Annotated in this window: 23 protein-coding genes; 6 read left to right on the forward strand and 17 right to left on the reverse strand. The window is 48.6% G+C overall.

Going from position 1 to position 20,569, the window contains the following annotated elements; all coding sequences use genetic code 11:
* Positions 1 to 14 precede the first annotated feature (14 nt).
* The 13 genes from DFR42_RS03580 to DFR42_RS03640 form a co-directional block, all read right to left on the reverse strand.
* Positions 15 to 1,493 carry a DegQ family serine endoprotease gene (locus tag DFR42_RS03580; RefSeq protein WP_110253550.1) on the reverse strand — a complete coding sequence of 493 codons (1,479 nt, stop codon included), beginning with the start codon at positions 1,491 to 1,493 and terminating at the stop codon, positions 15 to 17.
* Between the two features lie 12 nt (positions 1,494 to 1,505).
* A complete protein-coding gene (locus DFR42_RS03585) occupies positions 1,506 to 2,522 on the reverse strand; it encodes a MucB/RseB C-terminal domain-containing protein (protein ID WP_110253551.1) in 1,017 nt (338 codons plus the stop codon).
* 2 nt (positions 2,523 to 2,524) lie between these two features.
* Positions 2,525 to 3,190, reverse strand: coding sequence for a sigma-E factor negative regulatory protein (locus DFR42_RS03590; RefSeq protein WP_110253552.1), 666 nt, complete (start codon positions 3,188 to 3,190; stop codon positions 2,525 to 2,527).
* A gap of 64 nt (positions 3,191 to 3,254) precedes the next feature.
* Positions 3,255 to 3,857, reverse strand: coding sequence for an RNA polymerase sigma factor RpoE (gene rpoE / locus DFR42_RS03595; protein WP_110253553.1), 603 nt, complete (start codon positions 3,855 to 3,857; stop codon positions 3,255 to 3,257).
* A 148-nt stretch (positions 3,858 to 4,005) separates the two neighbouring features.
* A complete protein-coding gene (locus DFR42_RS03600) occupies positions 4,006 to 4,464 on the reverse strand; it encodes a protein YgfX (protein WP_110253554.1) in 459 nt (152 codons plus the stop codon).
* A 61-nt stretch (positions 4,465 to 4,525) separates the two neighbouring features.
* Positions 4,526 to 5,767 (reverse strand): beta-ketoacyl-ACP synthase II, encoded by a 1,242-nt coding sequence (gene fabF, locus DFR42_RS03605; RefSeq protein ID WP_110253555.1) that lies wholly within the window; start codon positions 5,765 to 5,767, stop codon positions 4,526 to 4,528.
* A gap of 33 nt (positions 5,768 to 5,800) precedes the next feature.
* A complete protein-coding gene (acpP, locus tag DFR42_RS03610; protein WP_110253556.1) occupies positions 5,801 to 6,040 on the reverse strand; it encodes an acyl carrier protein in 240 nt (79 codons plus the stop codon).
* 153 nt (positions 6,041 to 6,193) lie between these two features.
* On the reverse strand, positions 6,194 to 6,946 hold the full coding sequence (fabG, locus tag DFR42_RS03615; RefSeq protein WP_110253557.1) for a 3-oxoacyl-ACP reductase FabG: 753 nt from the start codon (positions 6,944 to 6,946) through the stop codon (positions 6,194 to 6,196).
* Positions 6,943 to 7,884: an ACP S-malonyltransferase gene (gene fabD, locus DFR42_RS03620; protein ID WP_110253558.1), complete on the reverse strand. Its 942-nt coding sequence runs from the start codon at positions 7,882 to 7,884 to the stop codon at positions 6,943 to 6,945. The genes fabG and fabD overlap by 4 nt, the downstream gene beginning before the upstream one ends.
* A gap of 54 nt (positions 7,885 to 7,938) precedes the next feature.
* Entirely contained in the window at positions 7,939 to 8,925 is a 987-nt protein-coding gene (locus DFR42_RS03625) for a beta-ketoacyl-ACP synthase III (protein ID WP_110253559.1), read from the reverse strand.
* Positions 8,922 to 10,016 carry a phosphate acyltransferase PlsX gene (plsX, locus tag DFR42_RS03630; protein ID WP_110253560.1) on the reverse strand — a complete coding sequence of 365 codons (1,095 nt, stop codon included), beginning with the start codon at positions 10,014 to 10,016 and terminating at the stop codon, positions 8,922 to 8,924. Before plsX ends, DFR42_RS03625 begins: the two co-directional genes overlap by 4 nt.
* 255 nt (positions 10,017 to 10,271) lie before the next feature.
* On the reverse strand, positions 10,272 to 10,454 hold the full coding sequence (gene rpmF, locus DFR42_RS03635) for a 50S ribosomal protein L32 (RefSeq protein WP_008449924.1): 183 nt from the start codon (positions 10,452 to 10,454) through the stop codon (positions 10,272 to 10,274).
* 124 nt (positions 10,455 to 10,578) lie between these two features.
* Positions 10,579 to 11,103 carry a YceD family protein gene (locus DFR42_RS03640; protein ID WP_211324135.1) on the reverse strand — a complete coding sequence of 175 codons (525 nt, stop codon included), beginning with the start codon at positions 11,101 to 11,103 and terminating at the stop codon, positions 10,579 to 10,581.
* Between the two features lie 116 nt (positions 11,104 to 11,219).
* On the opposite strand from DFR42_RS03640, the gene DFR42_RS03645 reads away from it, so the two are divergent.
* The 6 genes from DFR42_RS03645 to DFR42_RS03670 all read left to right on the forward strand — a co-directional run bounded on the left by DFR42_RS03645 (position 11,220) and on the right by DFR42_RS03670 (position 17,392).
* Positions 11,220 to 11,831, forward strand: coding sequence for a Maf-like protein (locus tag DFR42_RS03645; protein WP_110254223.1), 612 nt, complete (start codon positions 11,220 to 11,222; stop codon positions 11,829 to 11,831).
* 41 nt (positions 11,832 to 11,872) lie between these two features.
* Entirely contained in the window at positions 11,873 to 12,625 is a 753-nt protein-coding gene (locus tag DFR42_RS03650; protein WP_110253562.1) for an SAM-dependent methyltransferase, read from the forward strand.
* 64 nt (positions 12,626 to 12,689) lie between these two features.
* Complete coding sequence (locus tag DFR42_RS03655; protein WP_110253563.1) at positions 12,690 to 13,850, forward strand: iron-containing alcohol dehydrogenase; 1,161 nt, start codon at positions 12,690 to 12,692, stop codon at positions 13,848 to 13,850.
* Positions 13,851 to 14,363: 513 nt separating this feature from the next.
* Complete coding sequence (locus tag DFR42_RS03660; protein ID WP_110253564.1) at positions 14,364 to 15,386, forward strand: phospholipase C/P1 nuclease family protein; 1,023 nt, start codon at positions 14,364 to 14,366, stop codon at positions 15,384 to 15,386.
* A gap of 8 nt (positions 15,387 to 15,394) precedes the next feature.
* A complete protein-coding gene (locus tag DFR42_RS03665) occupies positions 15,395 to 16,783 on the forward strand; it encodes a peptidylprolyl isomerase (RefSeq protein WP_110253565.1) in 1,389 nt (462 codons plus the stop codon).
* Positions 16,784 to 16,804: 21 nt separating this feature from the next.
* Positions 16,805 to 17,392 carry a hypothetical protein gene (locus tag DFR42_RS03670; protein WP_110253566.1) on the forward strand — a complete coding sequence of 196 codons (588 nt, stop codon included), beginning with the start codon at positions 16,805 to 16,807 and terminating at the stop codon, positions 17,390 to 17,392.
* A 113-nt stretch (positions 17,393 to 17,505) separates the two neighbouring features.
* Here the strand turns inward: DFR42_RS03670 and DFR42_RS03675 are convergent, their stop codons facing one another.
* The 4 genes from DFR42_RS03675 to DFR42_RS03690 all read right to left on the reverse strand — a co-directional run bounded on the left by DFR42_RS03675 (position 17,506) and on the right by DFR42_RS03690 (position 20,473).
* Positions 17,506 to 18,729 carry a hypothetical protein gene (locus tag DFR42_RS03675; RefSeq protein WP_110253567.1) on the reverse strand — a complete coding sequence of 408 codons (1,224 nt, stop codon included), beginning with the start codon at positions 18,727 to 18,729 and terminating at the stop codon, positions 17,506 to 17,508.
* Positions 18,730 to 18,815: 86 nt separating this feature from the next.
* The gene (locus tag DFR42_RS03680) at positions 18,816 to 19,586 is read right to left on the reverse strand and encodes a hypothetical protein (protein WP_110253568.1); all 771 of its coding nucleotides are present in this window, start codon (positions 19,584 to 19,586) and stop codon (positions 18,816 to 18,818) included.
* Positions 19,587 to 19,595: 9 nt separating this feature from the next.
* The gene (locus DFR42_RS03685; RefSeq protein WP_110253569.1) at positions 19,596 to 20,198 is read right to left on the reverse strand and encodes a hypothetical protein; all 603 of its coding nucleotides are present in this window, start codon (positions 20,196 to 20,198) and stop codon (positions 19,596 to 19,598) included.
* Positions 20,195 to 20,473 carry a DnaJ domain-containing protein gene (locus tag DFR42_RS03690; RefSeq protein ID WP_110253570.1) on the reverse strand — a complete coding sequence of 93 codons (279 nt, stop codon included), beginning with the start codon at positions 20,471 to 20,473 and terminating at the stop codon, positions 20,195 to 20,197. Before DFR42_RS03690 ends, DFR42_RS03685 begins: the two co-directional genes overlap by 4 nt.
* Between the last annotated feature and the right edge of the window lie 96 nt (positions 20,474 to 20,569).

Below are 20,569 nucleotides of genomic sequence, written 5' to 3' on the forward strand. Positions count from 1 at the left end.
ATCACTTGCGAAGTTTATTGATTGGTGGGACGTACGGCTACAAATTTAGAGACATCACCACGTTTCACCAGCAATAAAACTGGTTTCTTTTGATCAACTTTTGCCATAACAGCTGCAAACTCCTTGGCATCCCTGACATCCGTATTAAAGACACGGGTAATGATGTCACCCGCCTGCAAGCCAGCACGGGCAGCGCCGCCTTCGGCATTTTCCAGTATCACACCGCCACTTACATGGGAATCACGTTTTTGTGCTTCAGTAAGGTCAGTAATCGACAATCCAAATACATTTGTTGCTGGTTCGGCCTTTTGCTTGCCTGTTTTTACCGGGGCTTTCTCAGCATCGGCTTCAGCTACGGTAATAACGATATCTTTGGCACCGCCTTTACGCCAGACCGTCACTGTTGCTTTACCACCTGGCTTGATATCACCGACCACACGATTCAGGTCCACGGCTTTTTCTATGACTGTGCCATTGACCTTTTGAATCACGTCACCAACTTCAATGCCGGCTTTTTCTGCTGGCGAACCTGGCATTACGCGTTGTATCAATGCGCCTTGTGCTTTTGCCAGACCCAGGCCTTCTGCCACCTCTTTTGGCACATCAATGCGCTCAACACCCAGATAGCCACGCACCACTTTACCTGCGGATTTCAGTTGATCTACGACACGCATTGCTTCATCGATAGGGATGGCAAATGAAATACCCATATAGCCACCAGAGCGGCTATAGATTTGTGAGTTCACGCCAATGACTTCGCCGCGCATATTGATCAACGGGCCGCCAGAGTTACCTGGATTGACTGCTACGTCAGTTTGTATCAGTGGCAAATAATCGCCGGTATCGCGTGCCTTGGCAGAGATAATGCCTGCCGTCACCGTGTTGTCCAGATCGAAAGGTGAGCCGATAGCAATCACCCATTCGCCCGCCTTGATTTTGTCAGAGTCACCAATTGTCACGCGAGGCAATTTGCTGCCATCAATTTTCAATACTGCGATATCAGTGCGGCGGTCAGCGCCAATCACCTTGGCTTTGAATTCTCGTTTGTCTGTCAGCTTGACATAAACTTCTGACGCGCCTTCAACCACATGCGCGTTCGTCAGTACATAGCCATCCTGGGAAATGATAAAGCCAGAGCCCACGCCACGTGACACTTCTTCCTCTTGCTGAGGTGCCTTGCGGCCTTTAGGTGTAGGTTGCTGCTTGGGCGTTGGCATAGGTGTACCAAAGAAGCGGCGGAAAAATTCCTGCATCTGCTCATCTTCAGCGCTACCGCCATTTTGATTTAACTGAACTTTTTCTGTCGTCCTGATATTCACGACAGCCGGGCCGGATTTTTCAACCAGTTCAGTAAAGTCAGGCAAACCAACTGTTGCAGCAGCCTCGGCCACAGGGTTGGCATTGATTGCTGTTGGTACGATAAAACCCACACAGGCACTCAGGACCAGGGTGGAAGCAATTTTTTCAATTGGAAAAAGTTTATTCGCTTTCATGGTGTCATTCGCTTATTTAGGTTTAAATTCAATCGAGTTCATTACTTGACGGATTGCGCTGGCAGGTACTTCGCCTACGACGGTCAGCCAGTATTCTGCATGGCGCTTGCCCATGATGGTCATGGCACCTTGCTGCAAACTGCCTTCTGTACGGTTCTCGCTATCCGGTTCTATAAAAACGGAAATCGCTGCCAGGCCATCAGAGAAAATCATTTGTATTACCTGATGTGATTTGATCGCCGTTCCATCGCTGTTCTTCGCATTTCCTGCAGCGGGAATAAGTCGTTTCATTTCACGGGTTTTCTTGAAACCGGCTGGCAAGGATTTCACAACCCATCCAGAATGAATATTGGATTGCACCGTCAGATTTTCAACCTGCCAATGTGCAGTATTTTGAAAACCAGGTTTTACTCTTTGCTTATCGATATCGCCTATTGCCAATTGGGTAAAAGCAATTTGCTCTATGACTTCACTTTTGGTGTTAACAGTTTGCGCGCGCAATAAAAGACCGGAATTTTTTTCTACACAGAGCCGGTAGCCATAGCGGAAGCCATCACGTGGTTCGAGTAAATACGTCTGGCAATCAATGCCAGCAACACGGCTGACATCGGCTTTCTTAATCGTGTAAGAATCAGGGAGGGATGAGGCATTTGATGTCAGCAAAGCCGGGAATACTTCTTGAGTTGCATTCTTTTCTACTTGCAGTGTCTTGCTCTCTGGCAGATAGCAGGTCACTTCTTCATTCTTGCGCAAATACTCTCTGGGTTGACCATCAAGGATTTCCAGTTTTTCCAATTCATTATTCCCATCAAGTACATGGGTGATTCTGGAAGTCCTGATCTGGCTGGCTTGCTGATAAACGAAAGTGCCTGAATAATTCAACTTTTGTGCAGAAGTTTGCATCTTGCGCAATACGCTATGCACTTCACGCTTATCTTCTATCGTATCTTGCGCGATTGCTGGCGCCAATAAGCCCAGCAGGCAGGCAGACCCAGCCAATGCGATGTTAAAACGCCATACGCACATCATATTTATTTTTCCGAAGCAGTTGAAACAGCGTTAGCGTGCGTAACGTATTGTGCTCCGTTATTGATGGCAGGAGAAAAGCGCTGATGGGCCATCAGATAGCTGTCTATCCGTGGGTCGCGCAGCATATCGATTTCAACCGGTTTTTTATCATTGCCCTGAGTGGCCTGAGCAACTTGTTTGACAGGCTCATTCACTGCCAGTGTATTCATGCCTGCATTTTCAGTGTGATTAGCCAGCTGCACATTGCCAGAACTGCTTGCCTTGCTTGCTGTATCCGGAACGGTCTGAACAGACTGTAACTGTGGAATCATGATAAAGGCAAATACTGCTGCGGCAGCCGTACTGGCTACAGCGGCATAGGTACGCAGGAATTTCTGCTTTCCTTGTTTGTCCTGAGCATTCTGACCATTATTCTTCCGCAAGGCTGCGGGAGCAAGGATGACGGGTTCAGCATCAAGTTTCTCGGCAAAACGCTGAGAAAAATCTGCGCTGAATGTAATTGCCAATTCTTCTGAACGAAGCACATCACCTATCTGGTGATAAATTTCCCACGCATCCTTGCTTTCTGCCTCATTTAAGCTCGCAAGCAAGGAGTCCAGTTGAGCGTCACTCATTTCACCATCTGCCATGGCTGAGATGCTCTCGTGTTGGTTTGTGCTTTTGTTCATGATTTTCACCTTTTACCACTATTTTTGAATTCGTTTGTACTGCTTTTTGTCAGGTATGGCACTGTCACCAGCGCTGCTCCAGTGTGGTACCTAACAAGGGCCGTAATTTCTCTGCGATTGCTTCACGCGCCCTGAATATTCTGCTTCTCACCGTCCCTATGGGACACAGCATGACTTCTGCAATTTCATCGTAGCTCAAACCTTCTATCTCGCGCAGGGTAATTGCATTCCTCAACTCTTCAGGCAAGGTAGACATGGCTGAATTGACGGTTTCTGCTATCTGCTTGCTGGCAAGCAAAGACTCTGGCGTATTGATATCCCTTAAGCCATCAGCATCTACAAAAGACTCCGCTTCATCCACATCCGCCTCTGTTGATGTAGGAGCCCTGCGCCCTTGCGTAACCAGGTGGTTTTTTGCTGTATTTACCCCTATCCTGTAGAGCCAGGTGTAAAACGCCGATTCACCACGAAAATTTGGTAATGCTCTGTATGCCTTGATAAATGCTTCCTGTACTACATCTTCCGCTTCAGCATGGTCATAGACGAGCCTAGACACGAGCCGCATCAGTTTCCTTTGATATTTGGAAACCAGAAGCTCGAATGCTTTTTTGTCACCACGCTGGACGCGCTCAACCAATAGCTGATCAATTTCGCGTTCTGTCGTCACTCATTCATTCCTAAATTTGCATGAGAACAGAAAAGCCTGTTCCAAATGCATGTTATTACCGTCAACATACGCGATTTATATAGCGTCAGAGTCCAGCGCATCACGAAAAGTTCCTTCGTAGAAGTAACATTTCATGTCATGCTGCATTTCAAGCTGTTTGATGTTGGCTAATCCATATCAGGCTAACCCGCAATGCCCGAAATGCAGCAGGACTCAATGAATCTGGCAGTATAAGCAACTTATGTTCCCTGCCGGTCTCATCCACCAAAAAAATTGATAAAAAGTATGGCCAAATGCGACTTTTGTGACTTAAATGCACTACCAGTCCCGTCTGCTGCGTCTCTTTTTGCTGTTTTATGTGCAAAATCATTTCGCCAGTCGCAGAAATACTTAATTGCTGACTTTGCTGAATGCGCCGCCAATACATGAAACCAAAGTAGCTGCTGCTACAAAACGAGCAGAAAAGAATTGCAGAAAGCAAAGCAACAGGCAACGCTTTACCTGCCCATAAAAGCAGAATGCTGAGGTGCGCCAATATCAGCATGCAAAGACATGCCAGCAAGAGCAGGCGGGAAGCGCGGGTAACAATATGCAGTGCTATCGTCATGGTAAAAAAAATGGCACTTCATTTCCTGTGAAATGAAGTGCCAAGGCTAATTTTTTAAAAATCAGACTTTTGCAAATATCAGCGTGCCATTCGTTCCGCCAAAGCCGAAGGAATTTTTCACCGCATAATCCATACGCATATCGCGTGCAACATTCGCACAATAATCGAGATCACATGCCGGATCCTGATTAAAGATATTCATGGTCGGTGGTGAAACCTGATTGTGCAGGGCAAGAACCGTGAACAAGGACTCCAGACCACCAGCGCCACCCAGCAAATGCCCTGTCATCGACTTGGTCGAATTAATGGTCATTTTGTAGGCATGGTCAGCGAACGTAGCCTTGATTGCATCCGTTTCGTTCTGGTCGCCGATTGATGTAGAGGTGCCATGCGCATTCAAGTAACTGACTTGCTCAGGGTTAATCTCTGCATCTTTCATGGCATTGATCATACTGCGACGCGGACCATCCATGGTAGGCGTGGTGATGTGATAAGCATCGCCGCTCATGCCAAAGCCGATGACTTCAGCATAAATTTTTGCCCCACGCGCCTTGGCATGCTCATATTCTTCCAGCACCATGACACCTGCGCCTTCACCCAGGACAAAACCATCACGGTCTTTATCCCAAGGGCGGGAGGCAGTAGCAGGATCATCGTTTCTGGTAGAGAGTGCTCTTGCAGAAGCAAAACCACCCAGACCCAGAGGAGAAATCGTTGATTCGGCACCACCAGCAATCATGACATCAGCATCACCGTACTCAATCATACGAGCAGCGGAACCTATGCAATGCAAGCCAGTAGTACAAGCTGTCACTATCGCAAGATTAGGCCCTTTCAGACCGTACTTGATCGACAGATTGCCTGAGATCATATTGATAATCGAGGCTGGAACAAAGAAAGGGCTGATGCGACGTGGACCACGCGCAATCAAGGTTTCCTTGGTTTCTTCTATCAATGGCAAGCCACCGATACCCGACCCGACGATGACGCCAATACGCTCAGCATTTTCTTCGGTGACAGTGATACCGCAATCTTGAAACGCCTGCATCCCTGCGGCAATGCCGTAGTGAATAAAGGTGTCCATATTGCGCGCTTCTTTTGCCGGAATATATTCCTCAACATTGAAGCCCTTCACCTCACCTGCAAAATGCGTGGTAAATGGTGTTGCATCAAATTTGGTAATCGTTGCAATTCCGGATTTACCTGAAGTGATGGCACCCCAGGCATCTGCAACAGTATTGCCGACTGGCGAAATACAACCGAGCCCGGTTACAACGACTCGACGTTTAAGCGAACGACTCAAGCGTTTCTCCTGGATTTGAAAAAATTCGACTAATTAAGCCTTCAGATGGGCTTTAGCGTAGTCAATCGCTTGTTGAACAGTAGTGATTTTCTCTGCTTGTTCGTCAGGGATTTCCATTTCGAATTCGTCTTCGAGTGCCATCACCAGTTCAACTGTGTCCAAAGAATCTGCACCCAAATCATCTACGAAAGAAGATTCGATTTTGATGTCAGCTTCAGCGACGCCCAGTTGCTCAGCGACGATTTTCTTAACGCGTTGTTCGATATCGGACATGTGTGTCTCCAGTGAAAAAATCAAAAAAATAAGGGCCTACAGAAAGGTGCGCGCATTTTAGCAGGTTTGTGAGCAAAAAAAGCAAGCCTCTGATTTTCAGCGGCAACTCCTGCTATTTTCCTCGAAATTACTTATAAAAATCAAGAAAATGAATTACCCCAGATACATGCCACCATTTACATGAAGGGTAGTACCTGTAATATATCCTGCATCTGGTGATGCCAAAAACACGGTTGCAGCTGCAATATCTTCCGGACGACCAAGTTTGGCAAGTGGAATTTGCTGCAAAATTGCTGCTTTTTGGTCATCACTCAAGGCCCTGGTCATATCAGTGTCAATAAAACCCGGCGCAATGCAGTTAACCGTAATATTACGGCTGCCTATTTCTCTGGCCAGTGCACGGCTCATACCAGCCACACCGGCCTTGGCAGCGGCATAGTTCATTTGCCCAGGGTTGCCAGACGAACCAACTACCGAAGTAATATTGATGATACGACCATGCTTGGCCTTCATCATGCCACGCAAGACAGCACGCGACAAACGCGCAACAGAAGTCAGATTGGTAGAGATAACACTATCCCACTCTTCTTCTTTCATGCGCATGGCCAGCTGATCCTGAGTAATACCAGCGTTGTTGACCAAAATCGACAAACTGCCAAATTCTTTCTGGATTTCATCGACCAGACCGGCGGCACGCTCTACTTCATTGACGTTGAAAGCAACGCCCTTACCTGAGCCTGGAGCCAATTCTTCCAGATAAGCAGTAATTGCTGCAGCACCAGATTCCGTCGTTGCTGTGCCTATGACTTTAGCACCAGCCTTGGCCAGACCAATGGCAATTGCCTTACCTATGCCGCGAGATGCACCAGTAACCAGTGCTACTTGATTTTCTAATTGTTGAGTCATTTCAAGAGTTCCAATACTTTTTCCAAACTTGCCTGATCAAATACAGTGTCGCCCGTCAATTCAGCCTGAATACGCTTCGTCAGACCAGTCAAGACCTTGCCTGGCCCACATTCGATCACATGCGTGATGCCATCGGCATGCATCTTGTTAATAGTTTCCACCCAGCGTACAGGACTGGCAGCCTGCCTGACCAGCGCATCTTTGATAGCGTCAACATCACTGACAACGGCAACATCGACATTATTAATCAATGGAATTGCTGGTGCGGAAAACGGAATGCTGGCCAGATAGTCGCGCAACTTGTCTGATGCAGGCTTGAGCAGAGATGAATGGAAAGGCGCAGACACTGCCAAAGGCAAGGCGCGCTTGGCACCTTTTGCCTTGGCGATTTCGCAAGCACGATCTACAGCAGCTTTACTACCAGCAATGACAACCTGTGCTGGCGCATTGAAGTTCACAGCTTCTACCACTTCGCCCGTTACTGCAGCCATTGCCTCAGCACAAGCTGCTTGCACATCTTCATCCGACAAGCCCAGAATGGCAGCCATGCCCCCCTGTCCCACAGGCACGGCATCTTGCATGGCTTGCGCACGGAAGCGCACCATAGGTACAGCATCTTTAAAGGCGATAACACCAGCAGCGACCAGGGCGGAATACTCGCCAAGGCTATGACCAGCCACCAGCTTGGGAGCCGCGCCGCCTGCGGCGATCCAGGCGCGGCAACAGGCCACAGCTGCGGTCAGCATGACAGGCTGGGTATTGGTAGTCAGGTCCAGCGCTTCTTTTGGACCTTCATTAATCATCTTGCCCAAATCCAGTTGCAGCGCATCAGATGCTTCAGCAACGGCTTGTTGCACAACAGGATTATCAGCAAAGCCATTCAGCATGCCTATCGCTTGCGAACCCTGCCCAGGAAATACAAATGCAAATTGCGTCATTTCATTATCTCAAATGTTTATTATTAGTTATCTAATTCTTGCTACTGGAACTACTTACATCTTGACGATGGCCGCACCCCAGGTAAAGCCGCCGCCCACACCTTCAAGCATCACTGTGTGACCAGGTTGAACCCGGCCATCGCGCACAGCCAGATCCAGAGCCAGCGGTATCGAAGCTGCCGAGGTATTACCATGCTGATCAACCGTGACCACCACTCTATCCATAGGCATGCGCATTTTTTTTGCTGTACTTTGCATGATGCGTATATTTGCCTGGTGCGGTACCAGCCAGTCGATCTGATCTGTTGTCAAACCAGCGATTTCCAGCGCCTCATTGGCTACCTTCTCAAGCAAATTAACCGCCAGCTTGAAGACAGCCTGACCATCCATATACAAGAATGCACTACCTTCAACTACGCCACTCTGGACATTGCCTGGCACACATAAAATATTGGCATAGCTGCCATCCGCATGCAATTTAGTGGCGAGCACACCTGGCTCTTCTGAGCGAGACATCACAATCGCGCCTGCGCCATCACCAAACAGTACACAGGTAGTGCGGTCTTCAAAATTCAGTATGCGGGAAAATACCTCTGCACCTATCACCAGCACGTTTTTATGGTTACCTGCCTTGATCATGCTGTCAGCGATGGACATGGCATACATGAAGCCACTGCACACAGCCTGCACGTCAACAGCCGCACCACCATTCGTGATGCCCAGCTTGTTTTGCACTACGCATGCCGTACTCGGAAAGCCACCCAGAAAATCAGGCGTCGATGTTGCCAGCACGATCAAGTCAATATCATTGGCCTGCATTCTGGCGGCATCCAGTGCACGTTTTGCTGCCTCAACTGCCAAATCGCTGACCGCCACGGATGGCTCGGCATAATGACGGAAAGAAATCCCGCTACGGGAAAATATCCACTCGTCCGAGGTTTCTATACCCTTTGCCGCCAGTTGATCCGTTAATTCCTGATTGCTTACTTTTTTGGGAGGCAGGTAGCTGCCTGTACCGATAATTTTGCTATAGAAAGTCATGCGGTTTTTTGTACCAAGAGTTCGTTGTTGTCTGGAGCAACTATCTCGGCAGTTGCCTCGGCATCTGCCACTGGCATCAATTTCGCCATTGAAGTCGCAATGCGGGACAATACATCATTTTTTGCGGCATCGAATGCACGCTGTATCGCCCACTCATAACTATACTTATCTGCACTGCCATGGCTTTTAAATACCAGGCCACGCAGGCCCAGCAAGCTGCCGCCATTGTAGTTGGAAGGATTCATGGTGCGCGAAATGGATTTCAGAGCACCACGTGCAAAGATGGCACCCAGAATATTCAGAGGATTGCTTTTGAAAGCTGCTGTCAGGGTGATTTTTACAAAGCGCCCCATGCCTTCAGCCGCTTTAAGGGTGACATTACCAACAAAACCATCGCAGACAACGATGTCAGTCGTACCTTCAAAAATATCATTGCCTTCGACATTGCCATAAAAATTCAGCAAGCCACGCTCATGATCGGCACGCAGTAATTGTGCTGTTTTCTTGACGACATCATTGCCCTTGATATCTTCCTCACCTACATTCAACAAACCTATGCTGGGCTTGTCTTTACCCTCCAGCGCAGAAACCAGGGCCGAGCCCATGATGGCAAACTGATGCAGATGCAAGGGTTCGCAATCCACATTTGCACCCAGATCCAGCATGTAAGTAGGGAGATTTTTTTGATTTGGCAGGATGCTGCAAATTGCCGGCCGGTCAACGCCTTGCATGGTTTTCAGCACATAACGGGAAACCGCCATCAGCGCGCCGGTATTACCGGCAGAAACACAGGCCTGCGCAGTGCCTTCCTTGACCTGATTAATGGCAACGCGCATGGAAGAGTCCTTCTTGCGGCGCAAGGCGACTTCGATAGGATCATCCATCTCCACCACTTCTGTGGCATTGATAATTTTCAGGCGGGCATGATTGCTGGCATGGTGCTTCTTCAGTTCAGCCTGAAGAATGGATTCAGATCCCACCAGGAGAAATTCGACATCAGGTTCGCGATTGGCAAAAGCTACCGCTGCTGCCACTGTAACTACCGGGCCATGATCTCCGCCCATGCAGTCTATGGAAATTTTAATTGTCATGTAGTGATACGAAACTTCAATCCGAAACAGCTAGTGTATCAAACCGGAACAGCATTCATTCCGAATTAATTTTTCAAAAGCAGGATTATCTCAAAAATTCAAAGACTCACCGATACAATTCAATCAAAAAAACTTATTAAGCGCCCCATCAAACTTTCACGAGCAGACCGAGCACTCAAATTTAGGCAGGTAAACGCAAAAAAGCGGCGCCAAGTCCAAGACTCGTTGCGCCGCTTTCTTTACCATGAACAGAGATTACTCGTCGTTCTTGGTTTTCAATACTTTACGACCACGGTAAAAGCCGTTAGGGCTGATGTGGTGGCGCAGATGTGTTTCACCAGTTGTTGGCTCGATACCCAGTTGTGGTGCAACCAGGAAATCGTGGGAACGGTGCATGCCACGCTTGGATGGGGATTTTTTATTTTGCTGAACTGCCATGATAACTCCTAATACTTCAAAAAATGTTTCTAAAATTTAACACGCCTGGTTGAAGAATGCGAACATCAGCAACCAAGAATCCCTAACAATACTTCGACCTGAGTGTTTTTTCAGAATAATGCCACTAGGTACGCCCATTAATTTTCTTCAGCACGGCAAAAGGTGAAGCTTTTTTGCCGACTTCCGCGTCAATCGCTGCAGTAGTATCTGCTGAAGCCAACGGTAGTTCCGGGCATACTGCATGTTTGGGCGATTGGGGTATTGCCAGTAGCGCCTCATCCTCTATCAAATCCATGACATTGAATGTTTTGCTACCCACTACAACATCGATCTCGTCATCTTCAAGCAATGCCTCAATTTCATCTGCATTTTCTTCGTTTTTGGCGAGTATCAATATGGATTCAGAGTCAATATCAAATGCAAACGATGTCAAGCAGCGCTGACACATCAACTGCACCGTGCCATTCACAGATAACTTCAACTGCGGATGACCCAGTTCGTCTTTTCCACCCTGCAGAGACCAGTCCAAAGCACCGTCGGTGCTTGCACTTTCTTCTGCCAGACGCGGCAAATCTGCGACTAAAATGCTTCCCGAACGCTGCTCTTCGAGCCGGGAGAACGTGAAAGCGTCAATCACAAATGCTTGCATAGGATTATTTGAACCCAGAAAACCTGCGATAATAACAGGATTACACCTAAGTAGTCAAAGAAATGACGTGATTTTTTCACGTAATGGCTATGAAAATCAAAGAAAATGTTTTCACAATGCAAACAAATAAGCAGCTGACCAGGTTGATACTGGCATCAAGCTCAGTTTACCGCCGTGAATTGCTGGCAAGGCTGCAATTCAATTTCGAAAGTATAGCACCTGAACTTGATGAAAGCCCCAGGTCAGGTGAAAGCCCGGAACAAACTGCCTTGCGCCTGGCACAAGAAAAGGCAGAGGCGATAGCAAAAAATCAGCCAGAAGCCATTATCATAGGTTCAGACCAGGTCGCCACGCTGGATGGCCTGCAAATTGGCAAGCCAGGCAATCATGAAGCCGCTTTACACCAGTTACAGCTCATGCGCGGGCGTGAAGTAGCATTTCATACCGCCCTGTGTGTCCTGGATAATCGCCAACATGCCGCCTTTCCTGTGCAAATTCAGGATGTCTGTACGATGGTCAAATTCAGGGATTCAAGTGACGCTGAACTAGATGCCTACTTACGCATAGAGCAACCTTACGATTGCGCAGGCAGCGCCAAGAATGAAGGGCTGGGAATCGCCATCATAGAAAGCATCAAAAGTGAAGATCCTACTGCATTAACCGGCCTGCCACTTATCGCCCTGACCAGCATGTTGCGCAATGCAGGCCTGAGTTTCTTCAAGCTATAAAATTAACCTTTGTACATTCCATAAATAAAAAATCAAAACTCATGACAGGCACGCTTTACTTAATCCCCAATACCTTGGGTCTGAACGAAGATCAGCAAGTTAATTTACTTGCCAGCATCATCCCGGACACCGTACAAAAAATGACGGCAGAACTCAGCCATTTCGTTGCTGAAAATGCCAAAACCACACGCGCCTACTTAAAATACCTGTCGCAGGCACACCCCCTGCAAAAAGCCATGCAGGAAATCCAGATCAGTGAATTGAATATCAACACCCCTGCGCAAGCACTGGACGGCCTGTTACAGCCCTTATTGCAAGGCCATGACGTGGGCTTGATATCTGAAGCTGGCGTGCCCGCTGTTGCTGATCCGGGCGCCAACCTGGTCAGGCTCGCTCATCAGCGCAATATCAAGGTACGCCCTCTGGTTGGACCTTCTTCACTACTGCTGGCATTGATGGGCAGCGGGCTGAATGGCCAAAGCTTTGCCTTTCACGGTTATTTACCGACGGATGCCGCGCTCAGGGCAAAGCGCATTAAAGAACTCGAAGAGAGATCAAAAAAAGAGAAGCAAACACAGCTACTCATAGAAACCCCTTACCGCAATGCCGCCATGCTGGAAGCGTTGAGTAATCACTGCCACCCAACTACCCTGATATGCGTGGCAACAGATTTGAGCCTGGACACAGAATCACTGCTAACGAAAACTGCGGCGGAGTGGAAGAACAGCTTAAGCAAACAACAAGGCCCTGATTTTCATAAAAAACCGACAGTTTTCTTATTCTTAAGTCATTAAAAAGTGCACGACCGGTCGATTTTTTATATTTGCGCTAAGATGTCTTTTTTCTGGAGGAATGCATATGCTGAATTTTGATTTTTACAACCCTACGCAAATCCTGTTTGGTCAAGGGCGCATAGCCGACCTGAATAAAGTCATCCCTGCCGAAGCCCATGTGCTGATGCTGTATGGTGGTGGCAGCATCAAACAAAATGGTGTCTACGATGAAGTCATCACGGCACTTGGCACACGCAAAATCACTGAATTTACCGGTATAGAACCCAATCCCAGCTATGAGACACTGATGAAGGCTGTCGAACTCATCAAGCAAAACAAGATAGATTTTTTACTTGCCGTTGGCGGCGGCTCTGTCATTGATGGCACCAAATTCATTGCAGCAGCTGCCTTGTTTGAAGGCGATGATCCCTGGGTCATCATGGAAAAACGTGGCAATAATGTGACCAAGGCCATGCCATTTGGCAGCGTACTGACCTTGCCGGCAACTGGCTCTGAAATGAATAATGGTGGTGTTGTCACCCGCAAATCCATCAAGGCAAAAATGGCATTTTCCAGCCGTCATTGCTTCCCGCAATTCTCGGTACTGGACCCAACCAAGACCTATACCCTGCCCGCACGCCAGATAGGCAATGGTGCCGTCGATGCCTTTGTCCACATCATGGAACAGTATCTGACCTACCCGGTGAATTCTCCAGTACAGGACAGGTTTGCCGAAGGTCTGTTGCTGACACTGATAGAAGAAGGTCCAAAAGCCCTGATCAACCCCGAAGACTATGACGTACGCGCCAATCTCATGTGGTGCGCCACCATGGCCCTGAATGGTCTGATCTCAACTGGCGTACCACAAGACTGGGCCACGCATATGATAGGTCATGAACTGACCGCCTTGCACAACATTGACCATGCCCAAACACTGGCGATCGTCCTGCCTAGCATGCTGCGGGTACGCAAGGAAGGCAAACGGGCAAAACTGCTGCAATTTGCCGAGCGAGTCTGGGATCTGCATGAGGGCGATGAAGACAGCCGCATAGAAACAGCCATCAGCCGCATGCAGGATTATTTTGAGCAAATGGGTGTCAAGACACGTCTCAGCGACTATCAACTTGGCAGCGATGATATTGCGCCTATTTTGTCAGCACTGGAAACCCATCGCATGGTCAGCCTGGGTGAAAAACGTGATGTGACGCTGGAGGTAAGTCGTCAGGTACTGGAATTAAGTTTATAACGTGCATACACGGGATTTGTCATCTTTTGAAATGAAAGGGTGACAAATTCCTGCAGATGTTACCGTTACCTTTTAACAACATCACCATCTGTAATTTTTGAAATTTTCATCACCAGCCCTATCTTCCCGATATCATTCTTCATCCAATCACTGCTGCACTGCAATGCATTAACAAGTCAGCGTTCACCTCATATCCAGCCTGAAGTTCCCCCCTCTTTGCACGTATCCCAAAGTTTGCATCACAGCAATCAAAAAAGCTTGTTTTTTCTTATATCTACGCACGAAAAATGACATATTGATTACGGAAAACTAGAGCTCACCTTCTAGAAAAAACAGTAATGCCACCGTTTTCGTCCATGTTAAAACGCTAATTCGCTGAAATTATTTAATTTCCAATGGCTTTGCGTACTTGCTGCGACTCCAGCTCATGTCTCCAGGCATGAGTTTGTCGCAGCGATCATTTCAGCGGTACAAGTTTCGCTCCTTTTCATAACCAAACCTGAAGGACGTTCCATGAAATCCGTTTTCAAACTGGCGGCCGTCGCTGCCTTGCTCTGCAGCCTCACCCCAGTACATGCATTCCAGCAAGAGACTCACCGTCGTATTGCCATAGACGCGGTGAACTTCATGAAAAACAACCCTGACAAAACCAACTATAAGGCACTGGCAAGTGGCCTGGCGCGGGCAGGCATTACCGTGGAACAGTTCGCCACAGCCATGGGCCAGGGTGCTTATGACGTTGATGATTTTGCCGATACGTATATTTGCGGTGCAGTTACCGGCGATTGCCAGTTGGCTCCTGTCTGGGGCGCAGCACAAAGCATCGTCAAATACACGTCTTACTGGCACTTCCAAAACCACACATCAGGCCCTGACGTCCATGGCAATCCTTTTGGCGGCTATAACTATGCCAAACTCACTGTGGCTGGCGATGTAGACAACCTGGCCGCGTCCTGGCTGGTTGGCGATTATCTGGATGACGGCCCTGGCGGCATGAAAGGCTGGTTCAGTGACAATAGCAAGTACAACAGCTATGGTGTAACCGAGGCGCATTACCGCCATGGTGGTTATTCCACACCCAGCCAATATGCCGATTTTGAGAAAATCCCCTTCCAGCCTATCGATAATCTGGCGCAATACTGGTTCCAGCAATTTCTCAGTAGCCCCAGTCTGCAAAGCCTGGGCTTTGTAATGCATTCCACCGACTTGCTGCAGCCTCATCACACCTGGACCACCTCGGCCCGCAATCACTCTGGATGGGAGCAATGGGTCAACAGCTATTACTATAGCCAAAACCTGAATGATCCAGCTCTGGTCAATGCAGCATTGGCCGACTTCACGCCACTGGCGCCCAATGCCACAGATATACGCCAATTGCTGACACAGGGCGGTACTTACTCCTATCAAAATGGCGGCATCGTGCTTTCCTCCACTGACCAGAATGACCGCATCCGCGTTGGTCGCCAGGTAGTGCCTCACGCGATTGCCATGATGGTTCACGTCCTGAACCGCGCCGCTAACCGCTTGAATAGCTGAGGTTGACCATGTACAGACCAGGCACCAGCTTGCGATTAACAATGAGCATCACGATTATCAAGACTTGCCTGTCTGTACTGTGTATGGCAATGTCTGCTGCTGCAACGGCAGTGGACATTGCTCCAGCAGTGACGGCGAACCAGATTGCACTTCAGCCAGCACCAGTCGCATATCTGAATGGCAATCCGGTCTACAAACTGACACTGGACGTGCTCGCCCAGATGGCACAACTGGACAAACCCAAAACCGGGCGCGCCGACATCCTCGACAACATCCTCAGTAATCGCCTGCTCGCAGAAGAGGCACGTGAGAGGTTTGCCGAAGAAGAACTGCATGCATCACGACGGGTGGCATTTGAACCCGATGTGACGCTGGACAACCAATTAAGTGGTTATTTGCGAACCGTTTATCGCAAGGATCTGGAAGCCGCCATCAGCAAACTTCCGGGAGGCAGGCTGGATGCCCTAATCCAGGAACAGGGCAAACTGGAAGAAGAGGAGCTAAACAGCGTTTTTGGTCTCAGAAACAGGGTCATGCTTGACTACACCCTGAACCCGGCTCAGCAAACCGCCGCCACTCATGTACTTGTCTTGCGTAGCAATTTTGCACCAGCGAGTAACATCAATTTGCTCAGCGTATTTCGCCGCCAGAATGTGCAAGGGCGGGTGGAATTTTTCAACCGTAACCGTGATTTCATTCGCCAGCAAGCTCAGCTTTATCTGGCCAACCTGTATGTGCTTGATTGGGCACGTCAACGTTTTGGAGAGTCTGCGCTCAGGGATCTGAGGCGGGCCGTGGAAGAGAAAAATACTGTGCAGGCCGTCATGAACCTGCATGGAATAGGCGCTGATACCGATTCTGAAAGCAGGTTATTGAATCAGCTCGCAGCCGAAGTAAAGCCAAAAGAAGTGCTGGCTTATTTCCGCAACCATAAGGAAGAGTTCAAGCGCATAGTCTCGGTCAAAGCGCGTCATATACGCCTCGATAATGAGGCACAAGCCAGGCAGGTCGCAGAACTGGCACGCCAGGGAAGCAATTTCGCCAGTCTGGCACAACAATATTCAACAGCGCCTGACGCACAGCAAGGCGGTGACATGGGCCTGATCGCACATCGGGGACAATTGTCTTGGCTGGAGCAATTGGCCTACATGCAAGAACCTGGCAAAGTATCACCACCGATACGCACTGCCGTCGCCGCCAACGAGGCAGCTCACTGGGAAATCGTGCTGGTGGAAAAACGCAATGAAGGCTATCAGGATCCAGCTTCAGAGACAGTGCGCTATCTGGCGAGCCGGGCGTTAGCACAGGAAAAAGCCATTCGCCAGCTAGCGTCCCTGCAGGCGCAGTTGCGCAAGAGCGCAAAAATTGAGATCAACCAGGCGGCATTGCTAAATTAATCAAACAGCGAAGTGGCAACCATGAAAAGCATACTCATCGCAACAGCAATTACTGTAACAGCAGGATTGACGATCTGGCAATTGTGGCCACAAGCTGAAGATACTCCCCCAAGGCAGCAAGCTACCAGCCCTTCATCCAGCGGCAAGTTGGAAACGCCTGACAATATGCGCACAGCTACATGGCCCCCACCTTTCCCGGAACGAAATGACGAAAGAAAATTTGTAGCCTTGTTACCCACAGGGCCAGAAATTTCTGCCGCGCAGAGCCTTGTTGCTACTCGTGATGGCGACTCTCGCACGCCCCCCATAGCCCACAGCCAAATCACTCAGGAAATGCCAACGGCAGCCGAACTGGCTGACCCAAAAGCCTACCAGCAATATGAAGCGAGACAAAACACGCGACTATATGCGGCCTATGTACTGGCTGCGGATGAAGAAATACCACGCCTGCGTGAAGCGATTGCCCGTGCACGCGACATGGGCATAGCACCTGCAGATATTGCCAAAGGAGAAGAGAAATTGCGTCGCATCACTGCCATGCAGGGGCAGTTGCTCAATGAGCACCCAGAATTGCAAAATGGGACATCTACCAAAAGCGGCCTGAAATAGCGCCTATAGTTTAAGTCACCGGACATCCGCCTGATATGGCAGTCTGCAAATGAGTGGATCATGCAAAATTTTGCTGGATCAAATTACACCTGAAATTTGATCCAGCACGACAATTATTTTTTTGCTGGTTTTTGAATATGGCAATTCGCATCCAGAAAGCGCATGGCCCCTGTGTAATTGGTATCCCAGTCATCCATTAAATAATTACCTGCTTCTTCGACGAAATTATTCCAGTCTTCCAGCAAGCCTTCCTGCTTTTCGTGAGGCGCTGCTGTTTTAATCCAGTCTGTTGCCAGCTCAGGATTAAATCCTTCATCACGAAATTTTTTGACCAGGCTTTTTGCCGTTTTTTCTGGCAAGGTCGTTTTAGGTGTAATGCCGCCGACGATGCAGACAAACAAAGTCAGCAGAGAATCGATGTCAGTTTTACCCTTGGTTAATTTCGTCCACTCTTTGGACACCAGGGCATCGTATTCAGAAGTATCTTCGACTTCATGATCGCGCAAATAATAGCGATCCTTGAGTTCGTACACAAGCTTGTCGAGAGACGCTGATTTATCCTGCAGACGCGGAAGATCATGGGATTTGATCTCGCCCAGCACACGCTCAACGATGGCATGAAATTTCTCAGGGATATCAGCCAGATCAATTGCGGATAAAGCCTTCTTCAACTTCGCTGCAGTGTATGCACGGATAGCGTCGATGAGGCTGGCAAACTCCACCTGGTTTTGCAACGTCGCCTCGGGCTTGCCAAACATTTGCAGCAACAAGGCAGTGCGGACCACTGACACGGCTTCGACATCTTCTTCTTTGAGGTAGCTGGCAGATAAGCCCAGTTCCTCACCAAACCAGTAACCAGCCTCGATTTCAAGCGCATTCATTTGACGGTGTTCGAGTGTATTCCTATACTCAATTGGCTTTTCCTTGAGTGACCAGGCTTCCAGAAAATCTTCTACCTTGCCCTTGGCTTCATGTCCCAGCAAGGCATATTCCGGCATGGCGAACAAGGCTTTCAACAAGCCAGAGCCGCCGCGTGACAAAGTCAGAAAGGTGTTATCGCGTATCAATTTGGCAGCGAGTTCAAGATCACCCTTAGTGGTCTCAATCAGATACAAGCTAGCCAGGTTGACGATACGTTTGCGTGCCGCTTCAATTTCAGGGCGCAGGTATTTACTGCCAAAAGCATCCGCTATCTGCACCATGCCTTTTGGGGCTTCTGCCTCAATCGCAGCAATTTTGGCTGTGGAGATAATTGCCTTTTGCACGCCATAACGCAGCGCCGATTCAAAGTAAGGGCGATTATCAAGCAGGGCAATTTCAAAAGTATTTTCAGGCATAAATACCAGAATAGAAGCAGACTATGGAAATGAAAAGCAGGCAGAAAAACTTCTGCCTGCCACATGCATCAAAATAATATCAACAATTACAAGGCTGATTCTTCGTCATCATCCTTGTCATCGCCATCATCATTGTTTTTAGGGCGTTCTTCCTGCTCTTCTTCAGTGCCGCCCTCGCCGCCTTCCAATAATTCATCTTGTGCAAGGCTGGCTTGATAAGCCTTGTAACGCGCACGCAATTTCATCAACACTTCGCGGAAGATTTCAGGCAATTCATAACGCAGGATGTAAGTCACCTGCATCCAGTCATGATCTTCCAGATTTGCCATATCCAAAGGCGATGCCAGGCTCTCGGTGTCACGTGTCAGGTTTAACAAATCATCATCACGTGCCTGTGTTTTATTGTCGTCACCATACTCATACAAATCGAAAGTCGCGTAGCGGTAGAAATGCTCTACCATTTGCGCCCTGTCGAGCAGGTAATCGACGAGGGCATCATAGCCGCCCTCCACTTCGGCGATTTCATACAAGAATTCTGCCGGATCAGCACCATCGCGGAAAATAACGGAATTGACCATGCCACGCAATTGCTCATGAGTCTGGTCGCCATAGCGACGTTCCAGCACCACGGCCCGGGCAAATTGCTCAGGGGTGACCAGCAGATTCACTAAAGACTCTTTGGAAGCATCGTATTCTCGGATAATCGCCAGCAAATCCTTGGCGGGGAATTCATCCAGGGCGGCTACCAGTGCTTTGTCGCCTTCGGTTTCGGCCAGATTAGCCAGCGCATGTTCAGCACCGGCGATATCACCCGCCTTGACCAGGCTTTGGGCTTCGATTAATGCAGGATAATTCATCTGTACTCCTTATTCTTTGCGGTCAAAACCTTGCTCAGCCAACCAGTCTGCACCGGCTTCGCCCAGATCATAGTCATCGCCATCATCACCGTCATCGCGACCATGTCTGCCATACTGGCCATCAAGATCGCCATGTTCTTTCAGCTCTTCATTTTCATCATTGGCTTCTTTATCTTCATCCTCATCAGCATCTGCCGCATCGCTGGCACCAGCCTTGCGTGTGGTATTGCTGCGGTTCAGATATTCCAGCGCTGCAGCCGTCACCATGAAAGCTTCACCGTCAGGGTCTTTCAAGACGATGCGGCTTAGTGGCTCAGCCCAAGGTTCCAGTTTGACTGCTGCCGACAAAGTTTTCCAGGAAGGAAATTTGCCTGCTTCTTTGGTGATCAATGATTCCATCGTCAATGGATTCATGAAGATGAAACCCTGATGAAAAGCCACTGCCAACATTTCAGGGTTGCTGGCCATCATCGGCAACAACATGGGTAATTGTTCGGCCTTTTCACGCAACCTGGCCTTGAGCACGTTTTTGCCCTCGGAATCGGATTTCAAATCTTCCAATTCAGCCTTATAGAGCGGAATAATATCTTCAAAAAAACGTGACAATTTCACTGCAATACTCCTGATAAATAATTTTTCCAGATTTCGGTCGCTGTCTCGATAGGAGAGTCCAGCAAATTGCGCCTGCGATTTTCATCATAGGCAGTACGCGCTGCTTCATCCGACAAGATATCGTAAGCTTCTTTGACCGCATGGAATTTTTCCGGCGCCAGTTCAGAATCATTTCTGTCTGGATGAAACTCTGCAGCCTTTTGACGAAACGCCTTCTTGACGTCTGCCAGACTCGCATTGGTGGCAATACCGAGAATAAAATAATAGTCTTTCATACACACCCTTGGCTTGCACTTGGACTTGAATTGACACTGCAGATCAGCAGCGAAGAACAAGGGGAACCATGTACATGGACTCCCCTATGCAGGAAC

The sequence above is a fragment of the Undibacterium pigrum genome, from assembly GCF_003201815.1.
Classification (GTDB): Bacteria; Pseudomonadota; Gammaproteobacteria; order Burkholderiales; family Burkholderiaceae_D; genus Undibacterium; species Undibacterium pigrum.

Bases quoted from the DNA above. Each gene is read 5' to 3' on its own strand.
- DFR42_RS03580 (WP_110253550.1), bottom strand. From the start codon at position 1,493: ATGAAAGCGAATAAACTTTTTCCAATTGAAAAAATTGCTTCCACCCTG.
- DFR42_RS03585 (WP_110253551.1), bottom strand. From the start codon at position 2,522: ATGATGTGCGTATGGCGTTTTAACATCGCATTGGCTGGGTCTGCCTGC.
- DFR42_RS03590 (WP_110253552.1), bottom strand. From the start codon at position 3,190: ATGAACAAAAGCACAAACCAACACGAGAGCATCTCAGCCATGGCAGAT.
- DFR42_RS03600 (WP_110253554.1), bottom strand. From the start codon at position 4,464: ATGACGATAGCACTGCATATTGTTACCCGCGCTTCCCGCCTGCTCTTG.
- acpP (WP_110253556.1), bottom strand. From the start codon at position 6,040: ATGTCCGATATCGAACAACGCGTTAAGAAAATCGTCGCTGAGCAACTG.
- fabG (WP_110253557.1), bottom strand. From the start codon at position 6,946: ATGACTCAACAATTAGAAAATCAAGTAGCACTGGTTACTGGTGCATCT.
- fabD (WP_110253558.1), bottom strand. From the start codon at position 7,884: ATGACGCAATTTGCATTTGTATTTCCTGGGCAGGGTTCGCAAGCGATA.
- DFR42_RS03625 (WP_110253559.1), bottom strand. From the start codon at position 8,925: ATGACTTTCTATAGCAAAATTATCGGTACAGGCAGCTACCTGCCTCCC.
- plsX (WP_110253560.1), bottom strand. From the start codon at position 10,016: ATGACAATTAAAATTTCCATAGACTGCATGGGCGGAGATCATGGCCCG.
- rpmF (WP_008449924.1), bottom strand. From the start codon at position 10,454: ATGGCAGTTCAGCAAAATAAAAAATCCCCATCCAAGCGTGGCATGCAC.
- DFR42_RS03640 (WP_211324135.1), bottom strand. From the start codon at position 11,103: ATGCAAGCATTTGTGATTGACGCTTTCACGTTCTCCCGGCTCGAAGAG.
- DFR42_RS03645 (WP_110254223.1), top strand. From the start codon at position 11,220: ATGCAAACAAATAAGCAGCTGACCAGGTTGATACTGGCATCAAGCTCA.
- DFR42_RS03650 (WP_110253562.1), top strand. From the start codon at position 11,873: ATGACAGGCACGCTTTACTTAATCCCCAATACCTTGGGTCTGAACGAA.
- DFR42_RS03655 (WP_110253563.1), top strand. From the start codon at position 12,690: ATGCTGAATTTTGATTTTTACAACCCTACGCAAATCCTGTTTGGTCAA.
- DFR42_RS03660 (WP_110253564.1), top strand. From the start codon at position 14,364: ATGAAATCCGTTTTCAAACTGGCGGCCGTCGCTGCCTTGCTCTGCAGC.
- DFR42_RS03665 (WP_110253565.1), top strand. From the start codon at position 15,395: ATGTACAGACCAGGCACCAGCTTGCGATTAACAATGAGCATCACGATT.
- DFR42_RS03670 (WP_110253566.1), top strand. From the start codon at position 16,805: ATGAAAAGCATACTCATCGCAACAGCAATTACTGTAACAGCAGGATTG.
- DFR42_RS03675 (WP_110253567.1), bottom strand. From the start codon at position 18,729: ATGCCTGAAAATACTTTTGAAATTGCCCTGCTTGATAATCGCCCTTAC.
- DFR42_RS03680 (WP_110253568.1), bottom strand. From the start codon at position 19,586: ATGAATTATCCTGCATTAATCGAAGCCCAAAGCCTGGTCAAGGCGGGT.
- DFR42_RS03690 (WP_110253570.1), bottom strand. From the start codon at position 20,473: ATGAAAGACTATTATTTTATTCTCGGTATTGCCACCAATGCGAGTCTG.